The 21811-nt window shown below is 41.9% G+C and carries 21 protein-coding genes and 1 pseudogene; 5 read left to right on the forward strand and 17 right to left on the reverse strand.

Annotation, left to right across the window (positions count from 1 at the left end; translation table 11 throughout):
* Nucleotides 1-2: 2 nt before the first annotated feature.
* The 3 genes from smc to WH214_RS06225 all read right to left on the reverse strand — a co-directional run bounded on the left by smc (nucleotide 3) and on the right by WH214_RS06225 (nucleotide 5124).
* Nucleotides 3-3455 (reverse strand): chromosome segregation protein SMC, encoded by a 3453-nt coding sequence (smc, locus tag WH214_RS06215; protein ID WP_339422254.1) that lies wholly within the window; start codon nucleotides 3453-3455, stop codon nucleotides 3-5.
* 10 nt (nucleotides 3456-3465) lie between these two features.
* Nucleotides 3466-4161 carry a GntR family transcriptional regulator gene (locus WH214_RS06220; RefSeq protein WP_004983028.1) on the reverse strand — a complete coding sequence of 232 codons (696 nt, stop codon included), beginning with the start codon at nucleotides 4159-4161 and terminating at the stop codon, nucleotides 3466-3468.
* A gap of 159 nt (nucleotides 4162-4320) precedes the next feature.
* The gene (locus WH214_RS06225) at nucleotides 4321-5124 is read right to left on the reverse strand and encodes a sulfite exporter TauE/SafE family protein (protein WP_339422253.1); all 804 of its coding nucleotides are present in this window, start codon (nucleotides 5122-5124) and stop codon (nucleotides 4321-4323) included.
* Nucleotides 5125-5152: 28 nt separating this feature from the next.
* Between WH214_RS06225 and WH214_RS06230 the strand changes: the two genes are divergently transcribed.
* Both WH214_RS06230 and WH214_RS06235 read left to right on the forward strand, forming a co-directional pair.
* On the forward strand, nucleotides 5153-5908 hold the full coding sequence (locus WH214_RS06230) for a biotin--[acetyl-CoA-carboxylase] ligase (protein WP_238893675.1): 756 nt from the start codon (nucleotides 5153-5155) through the stop codon (nucleotides 5906-5908).
* Between the two features lie 16 nt (nucleotides 5909-5924).
* The gene (locus tag WH214_RS06235; RefSeq protein WP_151835768.1) at nucleotides 5925-6656 is read left to right on the forward strand and encodes a type III pantothenate kinase; all 732 of its coding nucleotides are present in this window, start codon (nucleotides 5925-5927) and stop codon (nucleotides 6654-6656) included.
* On the opposite strand, the gene WH214_RS06240 is transcribed toward WH214_RS06235, so the two are convergent.
* Nucleotides 6647-7246 (reverse strand): RBBP9/YdeN family alpha/beta hydrolase, encoded by a 600-nt coding sequence (locus WH214_RS06240; RefSeq protein ID WP_339422252.1) that lies wholly within the window; start codon nucleotides 7244-7246, stop codon nucleotides 6647-6649. The genes WH214_RS06235 and WH214_RS06240 overlap by 10 nt on opposite strands.
* A gap of 180 nt (nucleotides 7247-7426) precedes the next feature.
* A complete protein-coding gene (gene ffh / locus WH214_RS06245) occupies nucleotides 7427-8833 on the reverse strand; it encodes a signal recognition particle protein (RefSeq protein ID WP_010327404.1) in 1407 nt (468 codons plus the stop codon).
* Nucleotides 8834-8971: 138 nt separating this feature from the next.
* On the opposite strand from ffh, the gene WH214_RS06250 reads away from it, so the two are divergent.
* A complete protein-coding gene (locus WH214_RS06250) occupies nucleotides 8972-9781 on the forward strand; it encodes a cytochrome C assembly family protein (RefSeq protein WP_010327405.1) in 810 nt (269 codons plus the stop codon).
* A 178-nt stretch (nucleotides 9782-9959) separates the two neighbouring features.
* Here the strand turns inward: WH214_RS06250 and ampC are convergent, their stop codons facing one another.
* On the reverse strand, nucleotides 9960-11126 hold the full coding sequence (gene ampC / locus WH214_RS06255) for a class C beta-lactamase (protein WP_339993046.1): 1167 nt from the start codon (nucleotides 11124-11126) through the stop codon (nucleotides 9960-9962).
* Nucleotides 11127-11587: 461 nt separating this feature from the next.
* Between ampC and WH214_RS06260 the strand changes: the two genes are divergently transcribed.
* On the forward strand, nucleotides 11588-13174 hold the full coding sequence (locus WH214_RS06260; RefSeq protein WP_339422250.1) for an ATP-binding cassette domain-containing protein: 1587 nt from the start codon (nucleotides 11588-11590) through the stop codon (nucleotides 13172-13174).
* 62 nt (nucleotides 13175-13236) lie between these two features.
* On the forward strand, nucleotides 13237-14172 hold the full coding sequence (locus WH214_RS06265) for a tRNA dihydrouridine synthase (protein WP_339422249.1): 936 nt from the start codon (nucleotides 13237-13239) through the stop codon (nucleotides 14170-14172).
* Here the strand turns inward: WH214_RS06265 and WH214_RS06270 are convergent.
* From WH214_RS06270 to WH214_RS06320, 11 genes and pseudogenes are all read right to left on the reverse strand, one after another.
* On the reverse strand, nucleotides 14169-15224 hold the full coding sequence (locus tag WH214_RS06270; protein ID WP_339422248.1) for a DUF1176 domain-containing protein: 1056 nt from the start codon (nucleotides 15222-15224) through the stop codon (nucleotides 14169-14171). The genes WH214_RS06265 and WH214_RS06270 overlap by 4 nt on opposite strands.
* Before the next feature lie 39 nt (nucleotides 15225-15263).
* A complete protein-coding gene (locus WH214_RS06275; protein WP_339422247.1) occupies nucleotides 15264-15668 on the reverse strand; it encodes an NUDIX hydrolase in 405 nt (134 codons plus the stop codon).
* 98 nt (nucleotides 15669-15766) lie between these two features.
* Nucleotides 15767-16213 (reverse strand): YybH family protein, encoded by a 447-nt coding sequence (locus WH214_RS06280; protein WP_339422246.1) that lies wholly within the window; start codon nucleotides 16211-16213, stop codon nucleotides 15767-15769.
* 110 nt (nucleotides 16214-16323) lie between these two features.
* Nucleotides 16324-16659, reverse strand: coding sequence for a YegP family protein (locus WH214_RS06285; protein ID WP_004695228.1), 336 nt, complete (start codon nucleotides 16657-16659; stop codon nucleotides 16324-16326).
* Between the two features lie 233 nt (nucleotides 16660-16892).
* Entirely contained in the window at nucleotides 16893-17258 is a 366-nt protein-coding gene (locus tag WH214_RS06290; RefSeq protein ID WP_339422245.1) for a 5-carboxymethyl-2-hydroxymuconate Delta-isomerase, read from the reverse strand.
* A gap of 139 nt (nucleotides 17259-17397) precedes the next feature.
* On the reverse strand, nucleotides 17398-17736 hold the full coding sequence (locus tag WH214_RS06295) for a zinc ribbon domain-containing protein YjdM (RefSeq protein WP_004695225.1): 339 nt from the start codon (nucleotides 17734-17736) through the stop codon (nucleotides 17398-17400).
* Between the two features lie 179 nt (nucleotides 17737-17915).
* Nucleotides 17916-18265 (reverse strand): annotated as a pseudogene (locus WH214_RS06300) (DUF488 domain-containing protein).
* 59 nt (nucleotides 18266-18324) lie between these two features.
* Entirely contained in the window at nucleotides 18325-18771 is a 447-nt protein-coding gene (locus WH214_RS06305; RefSeq protein WP_010327413.1) for an SRPBCC family protein, read from the reverse strand.
* A gap of 168 nt (nucleotides 18772-18939) precedes the next feature.
* Nucleotides 18940-19326, reverse strand: coding sequence for a ribonuclease E inhibitor RraB (locus WH214_RS06310; protein ID WP_004695219.1), 387 nt, complete (start codon nucleotides 19324-19326; stop codon nucleotides 18940-18942).
* A 150-nt stretch (nucleotides 19327-19476) separates the two neighbouring features.
* On the reverse strand, nucleotides 19477-20433 hold the full coding sequence (locus WH214_RS06315; RefSeq protein ID WP_339422244.1) for a DUF4041 domain-containing protein: 957 nt from the start codon (nucleotides 20431-20433) through the stop codon (nucleotides 19477-19479).
* A gap of 277 nt (nucleotides 20434-20710) precedes the next feature.
* Nucleotides 20711-21376: an RluA family pseudouridine synthase gene (locus WH214_RS06320; protein WP_339422243.1), complete on the reverse strand. Its 666-nt coding sequence runs from the start codon at nucleotides 21374-21376 to the stop codon at nucleotides 20711-20713.
* Nucleotides 21377-21811 lie beyond the last annotated feature (435 nt).

Genomic DNA, 21811 nt, shown 5'->3' on the forward strand with positions numbered 1-21811 from the left:
TATTAGGCCTCCGCGACTAAACCGTATTCTTTTGCCTGTTCTAAATTTACAGTCACTAACTTTGATGTTCCCGGTTCAGGCATCGTAATACCTAACAAGTCGGTCGCCATCGTCATTGCGAGTTTATTATGGGTAATGTAAATGAATTGCACCTGTTCAGAAAGCTCTTTTACAAGATTACAAAATCTTCCCACGTTCGCATCATCCAAAGGCGCATCAACTTCATCCAAAACACAAAATGGTGATGGATTGAGACGGAAAATCGCAAACACTAAAGCCAATGCCGTCAGGGCTTTTTCTCCCCCTGAAAGTAGCGCCAATGAACTATTGCGCTTGCCTGGCGGACGAGCCATGAGTTTAACCCCAGATTGCCAGTCATCTTCCAAAGTCAGACTCGCTTCTCCACCATTGAAAACTTTCGGGAACAGATCTTGTAGTTCTGTATTGACCCGATCAAAAGTGCTCATGAACAGTTTACGCGTTTCTTGGTCAATACTTTTCATTGCAGCACGCAACTGCTCAACGGTATTTTCCAAATCTTGAATTTGATGACTCAACTCTTCAAAACGTTTTGATACTTCTTCATATTCTTCTGAAGCCGCCAAATTGACGGCGCCCAATTTCTCAAACTGCTGCTGCGCTTTTTCCAGAGTCTGTTGATGACTGCTGATCTCAATGCTCAAACCCTCAACAGGTTCAACATTCATTTCTTTCAGCTGTTCAGAATAATGTTGTAAGTCTGACTTTGCGGCTTGCCACGCCAAACGTTTCTCTTCTAACTGGGTTCTCAGCTTTTCATCTTGTTGTTGCTGTTGATGACGGTGTTCGGTCAAACTTTGCTGACGCTCTTGCACCGCATTCAGTTCAACTTGCCATTCAGACCATGTTTTTTGCAGCTTTTCAGTGATCTGTGCTTGTTCGCTGAACTGGCTTTCTAAGGCAGGCAGCTCAAGTTGTACAGGGTCAATAAACTTTTTGGCCTGCTCCATCTGCGACAAAATTTGCTGATACTGCGCTTTTAAGAAAGTACTGTCTTTTTCTAACAGTTCAATCTGCTGTGTGGTTTGCACCGCCTGACTACGCACCATTTCAAGCGCCTGCCAAACCTGCTGTGCCTGCTGCTGGCTATCATCCAGTTGCTCAGTCAATGACTCCACTTGGAACTGCATGGTTTTGTAGTTTGGCAAATTTTGCTCTAGCTTAATATTCAATGCATGCAGATCAATCTCTAGATCATCTTTTTGCATGGCATCTTCTTCAAGCTGACTGTTTAGCTGCGCCAGTTGATTGGCCAATTGTTGCTTTTGCACTTCAAAGGCTTGGTTGGTACTTTGCACTTTGGCAATATTTAAATCAATCTGCTGCGTCGCTTGAACTTCTTTTTTCAACAGTTGTTGATCGGCTTTTAACTGTTCATCCACCGCTTGGACTTGAGTACGAAGCTCGGTAGTTTTCGTTTCAAGCTGAGTCAGAAGTCCCGTCTTTTCAGCAAGACTCTGTTCAATTTCATCTAAACGAATCCGATGACTTAACGCACCCTGTCCAGCTTGGCTTGCTTCGTCATAATCCAAACCAATCACCCAGTCCACGCCGACATGGTAACCGTCTAAACTCAGAAGAGACTGACCATCTTTCAATTGCTTTTGCAGCGCTAGGGCTTGTTTTAAGTTGGTGGTCACCCCCACCTGCTGCCACAAAGAGGATTGTGGCGATTCAATCCAACTGGCTAGGCTATCGCAACCTGCAATTTCGATCAGTTCAACATGCGGCTGAGGCGTTAACTGACGTGCAACGGCATCGGTGAATGCATCGCTGTTGTCCAAACAATGCGCTGAAAGCCATTTGGCTAAGAATTTTTCGACCAGCGCGGCATGGGTTTTAGCCGCATCTTTAAGCTGCAGCACATGCATCAACTGAGGATGATCACTATTTTTTAAGGCACTCACTTTGACCAAAAGCTGCTTGAGATGCTTCTGCTCGGCACTTAAGACCTGTATATCTGCTTTATGTTGATTCAGCTCAGTTTGAGCAGCTTGAAGTTGGATACGCAAATCATCCAGCTGCAACTGCACCTCAATGATACTTTGCTCACGTTGTAACTGCTGTGCCTCGGCGTCTTGCTTGGCATGTAACAACTGATCAATTGCATCCAACTGGCTTTGGTTTTGAATTTGCGCCGCTTGCTGCTCTAAAATCTGCTTTTGCTGTTCAAAGCGTAAAATGTTTTTGGCCAACTGTTCACTTTGCGCCAACATTTGCGTTTTTTGTTGCTGCTGTTTTTCAACCAAACTTTTGACTTGTTCAAACTGTTGAAGCAACTGTTGCTGCTGTGCTTTTAAGTCCGTTAAACCTTGGCTTTGCTGTTGGTTTTGACTTTCTTGCTGTTGTAACTGTTCAGTATGAAGCTCATTTTGTTCGTGCAAACTTTCCAGTTGTAACTCGATCAGCTGCATACGTTCTTTGGTTTGCGCCTTCTGCTGTTCAAGCTGTGCCAAAGTGGTGGTGTTTTGCTGGAACAGACTCTGCTTTTGTTCCAAAGTCATTTTCAGCTCAGCCAGCTTTTTCTCTGCCTGTTGCCACTCACTCTGTAGTGGCGTGGACTGCTGAATCAGACGTTGAAATAGCTCACTGGTTGACGTCAAATCATGCTCTAAAGTGGTTAACTCTGAACGCACCAGCTTGAACTGCTCACCCAAATCATTCATGTGCAGCGTATATTCTTGCTGTAAACGGCTGCTTTGTTCGCACTGAAAAGATAAAACTTCGACTTTAATGGTACGAATTTGGCTTTCCAGTGTTTTGTACTGAATCGCGGTTTCAGCCTGACGTTTTAAAGTTTTTAACTGTGATCTTAATTCAGAGGCAATATCTTCTAAACGCGATAAATTTTGCGTGGTGTGATCCAAATGCAATAAAGTTTCACGGCGACGTGCTTGATAACGCGAAACCCCTGCAGCTTCCTCAATAAAAACTCGCATTTCTTCAGGTTTTGCATCGACCAAACGGTTGATCATGCCCTGTTCAATAATCGAATAAGAACGTGGCCCTAAACCTGTGCCCAAGAATATATCGGTAATATCCCGACGACGACATTTGGTGCCATTTAAAAAGTATTCAGACTTACCATCTCGGTTGACCTGACGTTTGACCGCCAGTTCGGTATAGGCATTATAGCTACCGCCTAACTTGCCATAAGTGTTGTCAAAACGCAGTTCTACACTGGCGACACTGACAGGTTTACGCTTTGCCGTGCCTGTAAAAATGACATCCTGCATGCTACCGCCGCGCAGTTGGCGAGCACTGGATTCGCCCATGACCCAGCGAATAGCATCAATCACATTGGATTTGCCACAACCGTTCGGCCCAACCACTGCGGTGCGGTTATCTTTAAAGTGTAGTGTGGTACTGTCGGCAAAAGATTTGAAGCCGGAAAGTTTTAAACTGCTTAAACGCATAATGTCCTGACTAACGTCGTGAGCGTCTCGCCCACGCAAGTTCAATTTGTTTCATTCGGGTCAGAGATTCCAACACCAAGTTACGTAAGTGTCGACAAAAATCTTCCATAAATAAAGTAGCTTGTTGTGATTTTCTGATTAAAACAGCATCAGTCACCAGTTTAAATAAATCATAAGATTCTTGTAACTCTCTACGCGAAGTATTTAAGGTTAAAAAATAGCTCCGACGTATCGAGGGTAACAGTTCTTGGTAAAACTTCATCAAATAGGCATTGCCCACCATTTCATGCTGCCGCGCCAATCCTTCAAAAATCAAATCATAAAATTTTTCGATACTGCCCTGTTTCAGTTGATTCCCCAATTCATCCAATAACAGCTGTAAACGTTCCGCTTCATAGCTGCGCCACGTCTCCGCTATGCGTTGCACAATTTGCCCCAACAGCAGACTACTGGTGTCAAACAAGGCGCGCACTTGCTGAGCGGACATTTCAGAGACTATAGCGCCGCGACGCGGGTAGATTTCAATCAGATGTGTACGTTCAAGTAGTAACAAGGCCTCACGCACCGAGCCGCGACTCACATCCAGTTCAGCGGCAATACGTAATTCTTGTATGCGCTCACCTTCGACCAACTCACCGCGAATGATTTGCTCACTGATGTGCTTGGCAATTTGTTCGGACAAACTCTCTGTATCATGTGCTTGCATACTGTTCCTAACTTGTTTTTATAAGATGCAATCCATGGTCTTTAGTGACCTATTTTTAGGTTTTACCCGATCTTAAACGCTAAACACTATGTCATTGTCTAACAATTTTACCGTCTATAATGCCAATCAACAGCAACGCACACAACATTGTCAAAGAAATTAAGAACTAAAACCTTGATAAATAAAATATAAACCAACTACCACCAACAAACCAGCAAAACACTTTTTCAACATCGCAGGCGATAAAAGATGCGCCACTTTTGCCCCAAACTTGGCAGTGATAAAACTCATGACCGCAATCCCCAAAAAAGCATAGACATGAATATAACCAATGGTATTCGGTACATTCACTTCAGCCCGATGCCCGAACCACATAAAACCTATAGCGCCAGCCACTGCAATTGGTAAGCCACAAGCCGCAGACGTCGCCACTGCTTTTTGCATAACCACACCATGACGGTTTAAGTACGGCACCGTCAAACTTCCCCCACCAATGCCAAAGATCGCAGAAGCTACACCTATGCCTGCACCGACAAATAACTGTTTGCCTGTAGAAGGTAACTGACGCGATGGATCGACCTCAACATGTGCGCCACTAAACATTTTGTACGCCACCCATACCGCAAAAAAACCGATCAGCAGTTGTAAGCCATGTCCTGACATATAGTCTGCAATGCCTGCGCCTAAAAAAGCGCCCATAACTAAACCTGGGGCCAAATTGCGAAACACAGACCATAGCACGGCTCCACGTTTATGATGCGCACTCACGGAACTCATTGACGTGACAATAATGGTCGCCAGTGATGTGCCAACCGCCATGTGCATAATGACACTCGGTTCATAGTTCAGATGAGTAAACACCACATATAAAATCGGGATGATAATGAGTCCACCACCGACCCCAAATAGCCCCGCAGCAAAACCAGCGATTGCGCCAATCAGTAAATATATGATTAACTCCATGATCATTTTTCACTTTTCTCAGATTCATATGGATTTAGAGACACGCCAATTACAACAGCTTCTCGCTGAAGCACAGCAACTTCCTGAAGTTTTATTGCTTAAGCCAGTTACCACATCCACCAATGATGATGTGCGTGAAATTGCGCAAAAAGGGATTCAGAGCGTTTTGGTCTGCAGTACACGACAAACTCAAGGTCGTGGACAGCGCCAACGACAATGGGTTTCTCCTGAAGGAAACATCTATTTAAGCACATTGCTACAAACCAAAACACCTATAGATGGGCGCTTGGCTTTAGAAATTGCGTTAAATATCTTGCAAATGCCGAGTTTGCAAGGCCTTGCTCTGCAAGTGAAATGGCCAAATGACCTTTACAGTGCTCAAGGTAAATGGGGCGGAATTTTAGTTGAACCGCTATCGAGCCACCAAGCTATTATTGGGGTGGGCATCAATATCAACCAAGTCGAAGATACCCAGCTTGATCAAGCCACCAGCTCACTTGAACAGCTGGGTTTAGCCCAAGCAGATCGAATTCGCTTAATGGCAGAACTGTATCTGGCGATTCAACAGGCAGGCCTATGGTTCACCCATAACAGTGCAAATTTGGCTTCTCGTTTCAATCATTACGCAGCATTTATGCAGCAACAGGTCGAATTTGAACATATGAAAGGTCTGTCTCAAGGCATCTTTTTGGGCATTCAAGATGATGGTGCAGTACAAATTCAGACCGCCAATGGTGTTGAAAGCTTTTATCAAGGCCGTTTACGCCCAATGATCCCTGTTTAAATGATTGAGCATCATCATGAAAAATTTATGGTTAGATATTGGTAATACTCGTCTGAAGTATTGGATTACGCAGGAAGATCAAATTTTGGAACAAGGGGCTGAGTTACATTTACAGTCCCCTGCCGATTTGCTTTTAGGTCTGATTCAGCATTTTAAAAATTTAAACATCCAACAGATTGGTGTTTCTTCGGTTCAGGACAAAAAAAATAATGACCGAATCCGTAGACTTTTAAAAAGTTTAAATGTGCCGATCACCTTTGCTCAAGTACAGGCCAACTATGCTGGCTTACAATGTGGCTATGAACAGCCTGAACAACTCGGGATTGACCGTTGGTTGCAAGTGTTGGCCGTCGCACGTAATCCAGAGCAGAACTATTGTGTGATTAGCTGTGGCACGGCGCTGACCATCGACTTGGCGGATGGTTTGCAGCATTTGGGCGGCTATATTTTACCAAATCTCTACTTACAACGAGACTCGCTGATCCAAAACACCAAAGGCATTAAAATTCCAGATGCGGCTTTTGATGAACTCGGTCCCGGTCGTAATACCATCGACGCAGTGCATCATGGGATTTTGCTCGGCTTGGTCAGTACCATTGAAAAAGTCTTGCAACAATCTCCACGCCAACTGATTTTAACTGGCGGTGATGCGCCTGTATTTGCGCGCTATTTGGCAGAGTATGCACCATGCATTGAAAATGATTTATTACTTAAAGGGCTACAATATTATATTCAGCATCAACCCTGAGCCACCGCCTGCTGTTGTAAAAGGGGTTTTAAGGTATTGAGCAGTAGCTCAAATTCAGCATAGCCATTTTCACGCATAAAATGCCCTGCACGTTTCACCTCCAGTACCTCTGCACTCAAGAAGTGCCCAAAGGTAAGGGCCAAAGGCGGTGGAACATAAGGGTCATTATTGGAAAACATCACCACACGTGAAGCGATGTGAGAGTGGAGTATACCGCTGTCCAACTTCGCTTGCGCAATAAAGCCACTTAACTCAGGTAAGCTTTTTAAAGCCGCTTTAAAGCCCGCAATACAGAAGATCGCTTTGATTCGACGTTCACGCAGTTTACTACTGAGATAATGTAAAGTCGCCAGACACCCCAAACTATGCGCAATGATGATGGTATGTTCATCCAAAGTGGTCATTTGCAGGGCTAAAGCCTGCTGCCACTCTTCGAAATGTGGTGCATCACTATGCGGGAGTACTAAGCGTTTTACTTCAGCATGCAGATCCATTTGACTGAGTTTTTGACTTAGCCACGGAAACCAATGGTCATTGGGCGATGCTTGATAGCCATGCACAATATAGATATGTTGTTTTGATCCATTCATTTTCAACTTCTTATTATAATGTTTGAAAAGAATAAATTTTACGCAACTTTCAAGCCATAAACAGTGCGTTTTTGTTATTGATCGAGGGTATTGAAAATACACATAATATTTTCCATGACTCACAAAACAACATAAAAAAAGACGCTCAACGCGCCTTTTTCTGAAATGGTAAGAAGCAGATTACTTCTTATCGTTGCCACCAAATAATGGTCCCATTCCGCCGCCACCACCAAACTGTTTTTGCATACCGCTTAATGATTTCATCATTTTTGCCATACCTGACGGATTGGCAAACTTTTTCATCATTTTCGCCATTTGCGCATGTTGTTTAATCAATTTATTGACTTCAACGACATCCATACCACAGCCTGCTGCAATACGTTTTTTACGGCTTGGGTTCATCAGGTCTGGATTACGACGCTCTTTGATGGTCATCGATTGGATAATCGCTTCCATCTTTTTCACTTGCTTTTCAGGGTTCGCTTGCGCCAACGCATCTTGAATCCCTGCATTGCTCATGCCAGGCAACTTATCCAAGAAGCCCATCATACCGCCCATTTTATTCATTTGCTCAAACTGCATTAGCATATCTTCAAAGTTGAAGCTGCCGCCTTTTTGCAGTTTTTTCGCCATTTTTTCAGCTTTTTCTTTGTCGACTTTACGTTCAAGCTCTTCGACCAAAGAAAGTACGTCACCCATACCCAAAATACGCTGTGCAACACGTTCAGGATGGAATGGCTCTAAGGCATCGAGCTTTTCACCCATACCTAAGAATTTGATTGGCTTACCTGTGATTGCACGTACTGAAAGCGCTGCACCGCCGCGCGCATCACCATCAGTTTTGGTTAGAATCACACCAGTTAATGGCAGTGCATCATTGAAGGCTTTGGCTGTATTTGCCGCATCCTGACCGGTCATGGCATCGACCACGAACAAAGTTTCTGTTGGCTTAATGGCCGCATGAAGTTCTTTGATCTCGTCCATCATTTCATCGTCTACGTGTAGACGACCTGCTGTATCGACGATCAAGACATCCGCAAACTGAATTTTGGCTTGTTCAATTGCACGTGTTGCAATGGTAATCGGTTTTTCGTCTGCACTCGATTCAAAGAAAATCGCGCCAACTTCACCTGCAACGGTTTGTAGCTGTTTAATTGCTGCTGGACGGTAAACGTCGGCAGATACCATCGCTACTTTTTTCTTTTGGCGTTCTTGTAAGAAGCGAGCAAGTTTTGCAGCCGTTGTTGTTTTACCTGCACCTTGTAAGCCCGCGAGTAGGACTACAACAGGAGGTTTTGCTGCAAGATCAAGGCTTTCATTTGCCTCACCCATCATTTTTGTCAATTCGTCATGCACGATTTTAACAAATGCTTGGCCTGGCGATAATTGAGTCATGACTTCTTGACCCAACGCCTCTTCCTTAACTTTCGCGATAAATTCACGAGTTACAGGAAGTGCAACATCGGCTTCAAGAAGTGCCATACGTACTTCACGTAGGGTATCTTTAATATTGTCTTCGGTTAGCTGCCCAGAGCCAGTAACATTTCTTAAACTCTGCGTGAGTCGTTCCGTTAAGGTATCAAACATTGCAAAATCCGCTTAAAATTGCTAGTTGCAAAAAAATCTTTCTTAAAATAGAAAATTTATGCATAGAATGCTATAGGATACTGTAGTTCGCACCGAATTTATATAAATGAATATTCATCATCCTGAAAAAGGTTTGACATGATTAGCCTGCCCTTGGTTTACACCATCTTAGCATTAGTCGCTTATACCACCTCTTTTTGGTATTTGTTTCTCAAGTTAATGGCTAAACGTGATCCAAACCATTGGTTTATTGGCATTATTTTAGGCTTAGGCTTATTACTACATGCAACTGTTTTGTACCATGACATGCTCACGCCAATGGGAGTGAATTATGACGTTTTTGTCTTAATGTCATTTACATCTGGGCTCATGTTGTTACTCAGTCTACTCTATAGCACTTATCGTCCAATTCTAGCTTTGAACCTGATTGGAATTCCTGTGGCTGCTACAGGACTCATTTTAGGTTTTGCCTTTAGTCAGTCCACTCAATTTATTGAACAGCGCTCATTGGGTTTAGATATTCATATCATTTTATCGCTGTCGGCCTATGCGGTGCTACTCATGGCGACCATACAAGCCGTGATTTTATGGTTCCAAGATCGTGAGTTAAAGAACAAACAGAAGAAACGCTTTTGGGTTAACTTACTGCCCTCTTTTCAAGCGATGGAGTCTTTACTGTTTGACTTAATTAAAACGGGTTTTCTTTTACTGACCGTAGCGTTGGTTTTTGGTTTCTTTACCATCGATAACTTTTTTGCCCAACATCTGGCACATAAAACCGCTTTTAGTATTATTTCTTGGTTTGTGTATGGGGCTTTGCTCATCGGACATTACCGTTTTGGTTGGCGCGGTCAAAAAGCGATTCGTTTTACCTTAATTGGATTCTTCTTGTTGGCTGTCGGTTTTATCGGATCTAAGTTTGTATTGGAAATGATTTTGGGAAGATAAAGTCTTTTTTAGTTTTACTAATTAAAAACGTAGAACATTGCTCGATAAGTAGACCTAGAGCGTGATAATTCAGTAGAAAAGCCCAGCTTGAATAAACTGGGCTTTTTAGTAGACCTCAATTTTTTGATTTAGAAAAAATTATTGAGTGCATTTCGTATTATGTAAATTTTAGAAAAACTTAAATACTTTTTACTGTGTTGAATACGTTGTATGTCGCTTTTATCCGTTCTTCATTTGGGATTCTTTTATTCATTAACATGACTAGCCCAAAGCCTTTTTCAGGAATAAAAAGAACGTAAGTTCCAAAACCATTAGTAGAACCAGTTTTATGAAAAACTTTGGATTTTGACTGACTAATATCCTTTATAACTGGATTTGATTGCATAACAACGCTTTCAGAATTGCTCTCTTGCAAAATTTCTAAGGTAGTCGGATAAGAGAATGTCTCCCACCCAAGCGCCTGCGTCATATTTCCAAGCTTGAAATAGCCTTTGTGCGTTTCTAAAATGGCTGTCTTTATCTTTGAACTATTTTTTTCTACATTCAAATTTGAGTTTAAAAAATTCAGCATATCTGGAAGTGTAGATTTAAACCCATATGCTTGAGCATCTAATTCACCAGGATTAACTCGAATAAGATTATTCTTTTGATCATGCCCAAAAGCGTAATGTTCTATCTGTTCCTCTGGAACGTTCACATAAGTGTGTTTTAAATGAAGACTTGGAAAAATCACCTGTTCTAGTAATGATGGGAAAGGGACTTTCATTGATCTTGCTGTTAACTCGCCAAACAATCCAATACTTGGGTTTGAATATTGACGATATTTACCAGAAGGTTTTTTTATATGCCAATTTTGAAAATAGTCTAAAATTTGCTCATCTGTTTTGACATAATCAGGAAATTGTAAAGGTAAATTACCACTAGTATAGGTCGCTAATTCCAGCAAACTCACCTTATCAATTTCTGAATTCTTTAAAGCTGGCCAATATTGACTTGGATGATCTTTAAAAGATAATTTTCCTTGAGTCTTAGCATAAGCACCCGCGGTTGCAGTAAAAAGCTTGCTGACAGAACCCAACTCAAAGATAGTCCGACTATCTACTTTTTTATTATCATTATTAGATTGAAGACCATAATAGTGTTCGTAGTTTTCTCCCTTATAGATGACGCCTATCGCCATTCCTGCCACACCATACTGTTCCATAAGTGGTTTAAATGACTGGTTAACAGCAGTTTCAATATCTTTTTGCTTTTCCTCTATTTCATATGCATTTGAATGAACACTACATCCCACAGCTAAGGTAAAGAGACTAGTTTTAAATAGTTTTTGGGTTTTAGATAACATTCCTGCTATTAGCCTCAATAATACAAATAACAATGTTCTCACTTATCTAATATATTTTCTGTAATAAATCCTTACCCCTTCTATTTAATGAAGTGGGCGTTATGCGGAATAAGTTTAAAACTCATCTAGGCACTCACAAAAGCCTCACTAAACCAATCATGCAGGTTGTACTTACATCTACAGAAAGCTTCGACTAGTGTATGACAATATTCCCTAACCAATAGCACTGATCGATAAACCTTAAGTACATAAGAAAGACAATGAGATGGATCATTTTTTTATCCACCTGTTATACTGGCTAAATATCCCTCCTTCTTCTATTTTAGAGTAACGCCAATGAAGTAAGTCTTATTTTCCGTCAAATCTAATTTATTTGTTTTCTGACGTGCAAAATAAACTTATTTACTGCTCTATATCTCTATAAAAATTTATTTTGTATGTCCTGTATAAAGGAGTCTTCAATGACCCAACAGGCCTGTACTGTAAAAAATCTCAGTGTTCAATTTGCTCATGAACCACTTTTTCAACATTTAAACTTTGAATTGCCCGATGCCCAATGTTCAGCTCTGATTGGACGAAATGGTCAAGGCAAATCAATATTAATGTCCTTACTCACTCAGACGCACATGCCCAATTATGCGAGTGGCGAAGTGATTTGGCATATGCCATTTTCCTACTTAAGCCAGCTTGAGCGTTTAAGCAACTGTACGCTTGCGGAGGCGCTTGGCGTTTCAGACCTCTATGCCAGTTTTCAGCGTATTGAACAATCGACTGCGAGCTTTGAAGACTATGATCGCGTCGAACATGCATGGCATCAACCCACTGAATGGTTGAAATTACTGGAAAGTGCCAACTTACCTACAGATCTATCTAGCTCGGTTTCTCAACTCAGTGAAGGTCAGAAAACTAAACTGGCACTGTGTCGCCTTTTTTTACAAACTGGGCATTATTTACTTCTTGATGAACCCAGTAATCACTTAGACCATGCAAGTCGTGCGTGGTTAAGTCAAAAAATCCTTCAACATCCTGCTGGCTGTTTAGTCATTAGCCACGACCGCACATTGTTAAATCAAATCTCCAATACCTATGTTTTAAATGATTTTGGCTTGCAACACTTTCGTTGCAACTATGCCGAGTATCAGTCACACACAGAGCAACACCAGCAGGCGCTACAACACAATATCTCGCAAGAGAAACGCGAACTCAAACAATTACAAATCCAACAGCATGAGCAGCGCATGAAAGCTCAGAAAAGGCAAAAGTCTGGGCAGAAATTACGAAGCTCTGGTTCTCAAGCCAAAATCCTGCTCGACTTTAAAAAAGAACGTGCGAGTCAAACCTTATCGGGAGTCGCGCAGCAACAACTTCGCCAAAAAGAACAAGCACAAGATGAGCTCAAAAACAAACAGCAGCAACTAGAACAGATTAAGTCACAAAAGTTTGATTTCCATTTTCAACCTAAACAAACAGGTGAAATTCTTCGTTTAAAAGCAGTGGGTTTAGCAGCACTTTCTATCTCGCCTATTTCTTTCGCCTTACACAACGGAGAAAAAGTCCAATTGCGGGGCCAAAATGGTTCAGGTAAGTCGACTCTACTTCGTGCCATTCAAAATCATAGTCATGTTCAATCGGGAGACATTTTTAAGCGTGGAGCATCGTTATATTTAGATCAAAACTTTAGCCTACTGAATCCAGAACTGAATGCGGTACACAATTTACAATTATTGAATCCGTCTTTGTCCGATGAGGCGTGTCGAAATCAATTGGGGCAACTTCGAATTCGACGAGATAAAGCTCTGCTTCCCATCTCACTACTCAGTGGCGGTGAACAACTCAAAGTCGCTTTACTGTGTATCAGTCTCGCAGCACAGCCTGTGGATTTACTGTTACTGGATGAACCCGAAAATCATCTCGACATCGACTCAAGACAACTGTTGGCACAGGCTATTCGCGACTTTACAGGGGCGGTTATTTTAGTTTCACATGATGACGCCTTTGTCGAGGAGACACAGATTCAAAACTATTTCGATTTAACCCAAACGCATTAGACTAGACAGCGTGATCGGATTTGCGTATAACACCGTTTTTCTATTTGACTGGTGACACCGCTGTGAAACTCATTCTTGCACCAATGGAAGGCTTAACCGACCCAATCATGCGTGATGTGCTCACGTCTGTAGGTAGCTTCGACTGGTGTGTGACCGAGTTTATCCGTGTGACCAATTCGGTGTTACCCGATCATATTTACCACCAGTATTGCCCTGAATTACTCAATGGCGGAAAAACAGCGGCGGGAACACCCGTGCATGTGCAGTTTTTGGGTAATGACCCTGAAATGTTGGCTGCCAATGCCATCCGTGCAGTGAAACTCGGTGCGCCCGCCATTGATATGAATTTTGGCTGTCCAGCCAAAACCGTGAACCGTCACCGTGGTGGCTCGGTGCTTTTAGATGAGCCAGAAGTAGTACATGAACTGGTCAAAGCAGTACGTGATGCGGTTCCTGCACATATTCCTGTTTCTGCGAAAATGCGCTTAGGCTATATGGACCGACATTTTATGTTGGACAATGCTCATGCCATTGAAGATGCAGGTGCGGCGTGGGTTACCGTGCATGCACGTACCAAAGCCGATGGTTATACCCCACCCGCTTTTTGGGATCAGCTCCGCCCGATTCGTGAAGCTTTAAAGATCAATGTGATTGCCAATGGCGAAATTTGGAACAATACAGACGCGAAACAGTGTCGCTTAGAGTCTGGCTGTGAAGATTTGATGATTGGACGTGGTGCCGTGACCACACCCGATTTGACCCAATGTATTCGTCAAAATATCGATACACCTTTGCTGACATGGAATGAGCTACTGACCTTACAAATCCGTTTTTTAAACGGCGGCTATAAAAAAGAAATGAATATGGTCGGACGTTATAAGCAATGGCTTGGCATGATGTCTAAACACTATCCTGAAGCCAAAGCCCTCTGGGATGAAGTCAAACGTATCAAGCCGCTGGATGACATTATTCTTAAACTAAATGCAAGCGCGACTTAATCCGTTCGCGCAACGATCGCGACATAAGTGGGTAAGTTCCACGCACCACCTGCAAAGCCTTTACATTGCTGCGATTGTGCCTGATAACTGAGGACAAAAGCCTTTCCATTCCAAGCCCACTCGGAACGAATACCACAGTCAGCGATACCCCGCCCTTTTTGTTCTGAGAAAATTTGCGCCTCACTAAAACTTGAGCCTGATGTGGTGACTTGCTGCTGAATCTTTTGCAATGCTTTGTCCATAACCCAATAACCTAGACCTTCATTGTACGCCCCACGCCAACATGGCACTTGAACCACCACTTGTTCCGCATTCAGCGGATAGACTGAAACCCGATCTTCCTCAAAAAAACGTGCCTCATAGAGATTTGGACAGTCTTGTTCATCTGTTGTTGCTTTTAACTTTTTAAAGAGTTGATGCGCATTTTTACTGTCCACGGCAAAATGGTTGGCAACCGCAGGTCGATATCCCGTAATACCAATTTTAGGGATGGCTTTGGGCTGTAGAACATTTTGCTCAGACTGATTGCCTTTTTGATATACCGCGTTCGGTGTATTTACGCGTTTTTGTATATCATCCATTTTGAGCAAAACTGCATTTGCCCCAGCAGTTGAAATTTGCCACTGCTGTGCTTGGGTCGTAAGACGAATATCTTCTGCGCCCACCAAAGCCTTTAGCAACTGCGCACTTTGAGCACTGGACAGTTTCGCAGTACTTTTCTTGGCATCGATGGTTAGGTTCCCCAGAGATGTCCCTCCTACATTTAAACTGGCTTCAGTATCCTGCGTAAACTCCTCAGCCACTTGAATTTGGCTGAGCACCGCACTGCCTGCACCTGCGGGACGAGAAATCAGCAATGAAACTGGATGACCAAACTGAGCATCACTTTGATACCCCACCGCGCGGCACATACCCGTATTATCACAGGCAAGCTCCCAGTCTTTATGCATAAAATAGTTGCCCGTTTCAGCATAAGCCCACTGGCTCAAGGCACTCATCAACAACACACCAATAATGGGACTATTTCTTTTTATGATCTTATTATTCAACATATGCACTCACTCCACTTCAGAGGAATCTTAATCTTGCACTCAAAAACTTCGGCTCTGCACTACACCTGTGTAATTTAAACAATCTTCAACGCGAATCCGTTGTACTTTCGACAGTTGATCTAGATCAAACCAAGCATAGGCCGTATGTTCATCACTGAGCCTGATTTCAGCAGATGCAGCCAAATGGCATCTAAAAATAAAGGCATGCGAGGTCACTGCCGAATGAAAGTACACCCCCGATAAATAATCGATCTGAACCTGACAACCGAGTTCTTCTTGGCACTCACGCAGTAAAGCCTGATGAATGGTTTCTCCCATATCCAAGGCTCCACCGGGTAGCCCCCAAGCCTGATCAGCATAATTGGCTTTCAGTAATAAAACCTGTCCTGCGTCATTGGTCAACACCGCATGAGAGCTTAGCCGGTAAAAGTCTTGAAATGCCATAGATACCTTCTTCTTAAGTTATTCATGTTGTCATTCAAAGATAGCCCAGCAAAACAGAGGTGGCTCAACCTGTACCCAAGCTAAAGCTTTAGTCGAGCTCAGTCTGGAAAATGAATCGGCTTTGACATTTTAGTTTCAAAGTCCACAGGCACCGAAATATGCTGATGGGCAACCAACCACTCACCTGCCGTTTTTTGAAAACATAGCGTGGTTCTGCACCAAGGAATCTCAGGGGTTGCAACACCACTGGCATGATCCAATTTAGAATAACAATGTAAAAAAGCTAAACCATCACGACTAAAAATATTGATGTTACGCCTAAACACTTTGATTTCCCCCCGAAAAAATGGGGCATATCGTCTCCACAATTCTTGATAGGCTTGCACGCCTTGCAGCTCAAACCCAATATCAAACAAGCTGACATCACTCTGACAAAGACGAATGATATTTTGTACATCCATTTTACAAATGGCATCATCCCATTGTTTGAGTTTGAAGATAATTTCATGCCCTGCATGCTCATCTCCAACTAATCGAAAATCCACATCGCACTCCTACACTACAAATCAAACCGCATAAAAAAACGCGTGCGCCATCCATAGCAAACACGCGGTTTTCTTTAACTCTTAAAACAAGCAAAATATGTAATCTGATCTTAAGTCGTCAAATCCTTAATCGTGGTGCTTGAACCATTGTTTTTCACCGACTCAATGCCTTTATCTCTGGATTGCTCACTGGCATAAAACTGACTGGTACCAATAATCTGATGATTGGCAGCCTTTAAGTTAAAATAAGGTTTGCCATTTTTAGCTTCTAAGCGTTCATAACGCGTATCATCAGGACTATTTTTTTGCACCGACTCAATTCCATTATGTGCTGACGCTTTTGCTTTATACAGTTCACTGGTCAAAATGACCTCGCCATTTCCCGCTTTTAAAACAAAACGATATTGGCCATCATTTGCCTGACTTACTTCGTACCATCCTGACATAAGCTCACCTATTGTTATTTTAAAGTGATTGTAGATCCACCAAAACCGAATAAAAAATCATCCAATTTCATAAAATATAAATGACTTCTTTTATAAAAAAAAGTGCATTTACTACCAGCCCAGATTTTATTTTTTTAAAATAACAGCGCTATATGAATAACGCATGACAGCCTCAAACCGTTTAAATGACATGCAATATCGGCCCAATAAGCGGTTTGGCACTCTTCCTAATTTTATGCTTTTAATACCAATTTGCTATAACTGCTTTTTGGCATTTCAATAATTTCTACACAAATTTGTACCGTTAAATCCTGAGGCGCTATAAAGTTTTGCTGCAATGTTTTAAGTAACTGGCTCGAAATGGCACACTTGGTGGCTTCATCTCGTCCGCTTAATAAGGACACTTTGGCATGCAAATAAGCCTGTGCATCGCCATCTACCCCAATAACAAAATCGGACTGTCGAATAGCACGACTTTTGATGTCATTGCCCGATTGTACAAACTGACCATCTAGCAAAGCTTGGTTTAACGCAAATAACATCGGCTTAACTTCAAGGGTGTCGATATTGTCTGAATATTCAAGGTGGATATGTGGCATAGCGTATTCTTCAACAGGTTTTTATCTTTATAGCATGCTGTGCGGGTGTTTCAACGCTTAATATCTTTTCAAAATGGCTAAAAAACAAAAACGGAGTCTAATTGACTCCGTTTTAATCTCGAACTGCAAACTCAGCGGATTAGGCTTTTTTCACATACTCAGATTTCAGTTTCATCGCACCGACACCGTCAATCTTACAGTCAATGTCATGACCATCTGCGGCATCTGGCAGTAAACGAATATTTTTCACTTTGGTTCCGACTTTCACCACCGATGACGAACCTTTAATTTTTAAATCTTTAATCACCGTTACCGTGTCACCGTCAGCAAGTAAGTTGCCGTTGGCATCTTTAATTGCCACTACTTCTTCAGTTGCTTCTCCCTCTTTCCATTCGTTTGAACATTCAGGGCAGATCAGCAAGTCACCATCTTCATAGGTATATTCGGACTGGCATTTTGGGCAGTTGGGTAAAGACATAAAAACCTCAAAAATAAAAAAATAAGCAATTCACATTGCTCAAAACGCCAATATAGCATTTTTCAGACAAAAACGATGCGAATCACCTATTTATTTTAAGGCTTTAGCCTTGTCACGGAATGAATAAAATAAACCCTAGGAAAATATAAATTTTCCCTGTAATAGCATCAGCTCAATACTTACTTTTGTTCCAAACACTGCTTCAAAATCACCACATGGTTATGCTGTTCTTCTTTGGCTGCGGTGAGTAAAGTAATTTGCTCACGCACTGCCAGTTGGCGAAATCATTCAACTCGGCGGGATGTGCTTCCAGTTCTTTCATATAACGGACTTTAAACGCATCCCAGTGTGCCACCATGTCTTGGTGATACCATTTCCGTAGTTCATTGGATAGCGTGAGAATTTTTGGCCATTCATCTATTTTAGCCTCAAGTTTTGAGACCCCTCGTGGCCACAACCGATCGACCAAAATCCGTTTGCCATCCTCTGCTTCGACAGGCGCATAAATCCGCTTCATGCGTATTGGCATGCAAAACTCCTTTTAAATCTATGGTGCAACTTATTCTATTGTTCAACGATGACAATGCACTATTCATCAGGAATGTCTGGATTCACTAAAAAAGCCAAGAGTTGCAATGACTCTTGCCAACCCAAATAACAACCATCGACAGGAATCACATCGGGTAAACCAGACTGCGTAATATGAACCTCTGTACCGACAGATACTTCTTTAAACTCAACACGCACTTCAATTTTTCCTGCTAGTTCAGGTACATCGAACTCATCGGTATAGCGTAATAAACTGTTTTCAACGATTTCATGATAAGTGCCATGAAATGAATGCTGCATGCCTGTACTGAAGTTGGTAAAGAACATGCGATATTGACCACCTTCTCGCAAATCAAACTGATCTACATGTGCGGTAAAGCCATGTGGTGCCATCCACTTCACTAAAGCATCTGCAGTGGTAAAAGCACGATAGACGCGCTCGACGGGTGCACTAAATACGCGGTGTAATTGAACACTATTTGACATGATTTTTCTCGTTCTTTTCAAATATTCAGATTTAGTTTAGAACGCTCAAACCTACATACTGTATTTTTTTTGTGCATATTTTTAGACAAGCCAAACGCGGCCTGCTGCCTTTTTCTACCCATCAACAAAAAAGCATGTTTTTCAACATGCTTTAAATTTGACCATTTTTTAGGCCTGACCTTGCTCATAGTCCTCATCATCTTCGTCGTCATAGACATAGGCCATACAGCCCCAGCCGTCATATTCACCACCAAACTGTTCTGCAATTTTAGTAAACCATTGTTCTAAGTCAACAATGTCTGAATACTCAGGTTCCATATACACATAGATGGTAATAATCCACTCAGATACGTCGCTTTCTTCATCGACAAACAAAGTGATTTTTTGCTCTTCTTGTAATAAATACAACGCACACTTTTCTGCTTGTGACTGCTCTTGAAAGGCAATCGAATATTCTATTTCATGCGGTTCAGATAGGTCGTCGCCATCCTCAGCCATTTGCCAAAGTACATTTCCGTTATCATCATCTGGATATAATTCATAATCACGTGTCATGCGTATGTCCTTGTTATCTTTTTAGCCAATATATCGTTGGCAAGTGACAAAATAGTGACTTCAACATAGCATATTTTGCTCATTTTTATAGCAGTTACATCTGATTTTTCGAAGGTTGTTTAGACTTTATTTCACGCTGGTTTTGCCGTGTTAATGTAAAACCCGATCTTCAACTAAAATGTCCGCTTGAAACTGTAAATCACTGCTTTTTAAGTTTTCTAATAAGGCTGAAAATTTAAGTTCTTCTAAGCGTAAAGCCAAATAACTCTCTTGTATCTGAGTATGACCGAAAGCCACACCATAGTAATTGATCAGGGTAAAGTCATCCTGCAAAGCTTGAATCAAAAGGCCAATATTGTCTTTGCTCACACGTTGTAAATATAAGTCTGCTTTCGTATTAAATAACTGTGAAACCAATACCATCATCGATAATCGCCGATTCTCATCCATAAAGGCGCAGTTCACAACGTCGTTTTGCTCAACCGCACGAATCACCTGTTGCCGAACTTTCAGTAGATGACAGGCCGCATCTGTTTTCCCATAGCCTTCGATGAGTTCATCTAATAACTGCTCCGAAGGCAGTTGATAACTCTGGCTGTAGGTTTCAATTTTATGATGTAAGGCCTTTGATATTTCAGCTAGATGTTGTCGTTCTTCAGCCATGTGAAAAAAAGCACCCAGTTTTTCTCTGGCGCGCAGCATGCTCATTTCTTTGGCCTTACGCTCATACTCTGTTAAGAAGTGATGTACTTTTTCGATGCGCTGCCGACATTGTTTGAGCATCTGTTCAGCATCAAATTTGACCGTTTCAGCAAACAATTCCACTTGGTTGTGCCGTTCAATGACATAGTGTTCGACATCAATAATTTCTTGGTAAGGACTCAAAGTTTCGTTACGTTGTCTGAGTGTTCCAAGCTCAATTCTTAAACTGGTCAGCCGGTGTTGTAATTCACTTTGCTGCTGTTCATAAACTTCTAAACTGTTTCGACTGCGCTCTAAATTGCTTTCTAAGGATTCAATCTTCTTTTTTTGGGCAAGGCTGTGTATTTTTTGCCAGCATATAACCGCACACAGCAGGACAAGAATGACAGCAAATACATAAAGCATGGCCTATCTCCCTAAGGGAACGTCATTTTTCTTTTAAAGACTCCGCTCTAAGAACACATCAAACTCGAACAGTAAGCCTTGGAACAGACAAACCTATTTTCATTCAATTTCAATTAGTCGTGATCATGGCTAAAAAGCCAAACTCAAATGTTAATTTCAACAAAGATAAGCACACTGGATAAAACTGCACTTACACAACTTACGCTAACGGTTTTTTAAACGACCTGATATCCCAAATTTTAAGTATTTCTCAAAATATAGTTAAAGTGTGACACAGTTAAAATGGCACACTTCCATGAATCGCAACCGCTTTTCCACTTAAAGGCTGCTGAAAGGCGAGAAAACTGGCATGTAAAGCCATACGTTTTAATGGACTTCGTGTCGGCTCAGGGTGATATAACTTATCCCCTGTAATTGGATGCCCAATATATTGCATATGCACACGGAGCTGATGTGAACGCCCCGTAATCGGGGTCAGTAAAACTCGCGTAATATCGGTCTCCATGTCATAGCTAAGTGCTTGATAAAGTGTTTTTGCAGGTTTGCCCAACTCAAAGTGCACGATCTGCCGTGGGCGATTTTCCCAGTCAGTAATCAGTGGTACTTCAACACTGCCTGCGGCATCCAACTGGCCTTGAACTAAAGCAATATAGTGTTTGTCCACCGTGCGGGCTTGGAACATTTTGCTGACGGCGACTTCGGCATCGCGGTGCTTGGCAAACATTAGAATTCCCGAGGTCGCCATATCTAAACGATGGGTAATTTTGGCATGTGGGTACTGAGCTAAAACCCGTAAATAGGCACTGTCTTGGTGTTCTGGTAAACGCCCTGGCACAGACAACAAACCCGCAGGCTTTTCAATCACCACCAAATCATCGTCTTCATAAACGATCACCAAGTCTTCTTGGGGCGGTGTATAAATAAAGTTGTCATTTAGAGCCATGAGAATAACAGCATACAAAAGCGAGCGCGAAAAATAGCAAGCTGTGTTTCAGCTGTCAATCATTCAATAAATATAGAAAACAGCATTAATCTTAGGCGTCCATCACCCTATATAAAGCCAGCTTTTTAGCAGCGCTGATTAGATTGGAAGCTTAAAATAAAATGATGTAAGTGAAACTACAACAGCAGGATTTTTCGATTTTCGCGGGAAATATTAAAATTTATTTTTTTGATTTATATTTTATTCGAGTTCAAATTTTTTAGGGTGTCTGGGAAAACATAATGTTTACTTCAACTATCATAACTTTGTAAGTGATGATCTTATAGCCTATAAACTTTTGATTTATAGCGTCCTAAGCCGAATCAAGACCTTTTGGGTAAGTACTACTCACGCGTTTTGCGCCACTGGTAGCATGCTACTCTTTTCGATCCCGTC

This window comes from Acinetobacter sp. MYb191 (assembly GCF_037572605.1).
In the GTDB taxonomy this organism is placed as follows: Bacteria; Pseudomonadota; Gammaproteobacteria; order Pseudomonadales; family Moraxellaceae; genus Acinetobacter; species Acinetobacter johnsonii.